Annotated in this window: 1 protein-coding gene; it reads left to right on the forward strand. The window is 69.1% G+C overall.

The features are described 5' to 3' along the window. On the forward strand, positions 1 to 2054 hold a 2054-nt coding region (locus B2W70_RS09430; RefSeq protein ID WP_286745129.1), incomplete at both ends, for an Hpt domain-containing protein.

Here is a 2054-nt window from a genome sequence, read left to right on the forward strand (position 1 = left end):
TCCTTCCCGCCGCAAGCGCCCCTGGCCCCCACCCCGGTGGTCGAGGCCCTGGCCACCGGCCTGGAAGAAGACGACGAGATGCGCGAGATCTTCCTGGAGGAAGCGCGCGAAGTCATCGACCAGGCCCGTGAAGGCCTGCAAAGCCTGAGCGAGCAACCCGACGACGTGCAGGCCCTGACCTCGGTGCGTCGTGCCTTCCACACCCTCAAGGGCAGCTCGCGCATGGTTGGCCTCAAGGAGTACGGCGAAGCCGGCTGGGCCTGCGAGCAGCTTTACAACACCTGGCTGGCGTCCCAGGCCCCTGCCAGCGCCGACCTGCTGGGCCTGAGCCACGAGGTGCTCGATCACCTCGCCCGATGGACCGAGGCCATCGCCGAGCGCCGCGACGCGGCCTGGTCGAGCGCGCCTGTCGTGGCCGTGGCCGATGCCATGCGCCTGCGTGGCGAGCGTCACTCGCTGGCTGCTGCGCCGCAAGTGTCGGCGCCGTCCGATGCCGCCCTGGACGTCCTGCCCACCACGTCGGAGTCGGCACTCGTTGACCTCACCGAGCCCCTGCCCCTGATTGAACAGGGTGCGGACCTGGTGTCGGTCGAAGAAGTCATCTTCCTGGACTTGCCCGAGTTGCTGGCCGAGCCGGTGCCCGCCAGCGAGGCAGCGCTGGTGGCAGCGGTCGAGGCCGGCCTGTCCGACCTGGACTTGCCCGACGCACTGGGCCAACAGCCCAGCCCGGCCGAAGCCACGTCGATCGCCCAAGCCGTCGTCCTGGAAGACGAAGAGCCCCTGGACCTGTCCAACCTGGAGGTCATCGAGCCCGTCGAAATCCGCTCGCCGGACGATGGCGCGCCGACCCAGGCAGGCTCCTTGGGTGACACAGCTCCGGCCGTCACCGAAGTCGATTTCTCGCTGGACCTGTCCTTGGGTGATTCGCCCTCTGGCGAACTCGAACCCGAATCCTTACCCGCACCCGCACCCGCACCCGCAACGGAGCCCGAGCCCGACAGCGAAGGCAGCGACGAGCCCGTCAAGGTCATCGGCGACCTGCGCATCCCCATCCCGCTGTTCAACATCTACCTCAACGAGGCCGATGAGCAGTCTCGCCGCCTCGGCCATGCCTTGAGCGAATGGGCGCTCGAAGGCGCGGTGCGCCCGGTGGGCGACGACATGGTGGCGTTGGCGCATTCGCTGGCGGGCAATTCCGCGACCGTGGGCTACACCGATCTGTCCAAGCTCGCGCGCCTGCTCGAGCATGGCCTCAGCCGCGCCCAGACCCTGGGCCGTGTGCGCGAGAGCGATGCGAGCCTCTTCAACGAAGCCGCCGAAGAGATCCGCCAACTGCTCCATCAGTTTGCCGCTGGCTTCTTGCGCCCTGCGTCGCCCGACCTGCTGAGCCGCCTGGACGACTACGACCACGAGGCCTCGCGCCTGATCGAAGCGCGCAGCCTGCAGCCATCGAACGACGACCCGCAGGCAACCGGTCCTGGTGCGCTGTACGAAGCCTCCGAGCGGTCGCACCTGCGCCTGGTGCGTGCCGAGCCGGATGAGTCCGTGGTGCCCGATGAGCACGAGCCCATCCATGCCGAGACCGTTCAGCCCACGCCCGCCTCGGCCGCGCTGACGCCCTTGGCCGAGCTGAACCTGCCTTGGGACGGCGAGGACGACATCGATCAGCTGGACCAGGTGGACGCCGACCTGTTCCCCATCTTCGAAGAAGAAGCTCAGGAACTGTTGCCGCAGCTCGCCAACGAAGTTCGCCATTGGCTGAGCCGGCCTGAAGACACCGAGGCGGCATCCGCCTGCATGCGCACGCTGCACACCTTCAAGGGCGGTGCCCGCCTGGCCGGGGCGATGCGCCTGGGCGAGCTGGCCCACCGACTCGAGTCCGCCATCGAGCGCCTGCTCAGTGCTGGCAGCCCCAGCGCCGACGCCGTGGCCCCGCTGGAAGGGCGCGTGGACCGCCTGGTGGACGACTTCGAGGCCCTGCGTCAGCGCGATGCGACCCAGCAGGCCGATGTGCTGGCGCACTCGCTGGCCAGCCCGCTGACCGAGGCCTCGCC

The organism is Aquabacterium sp. UBA2148 (assembly GCF_002328915.1).
In the GTDB taxonomy this organism is placed as follows: Bacteria; Pseudomonadota; Gammaproteobacteria; order Burkholderiales; family Burkholderiaceae_C; genus Aquabacterium; species Aquabacterium parvum.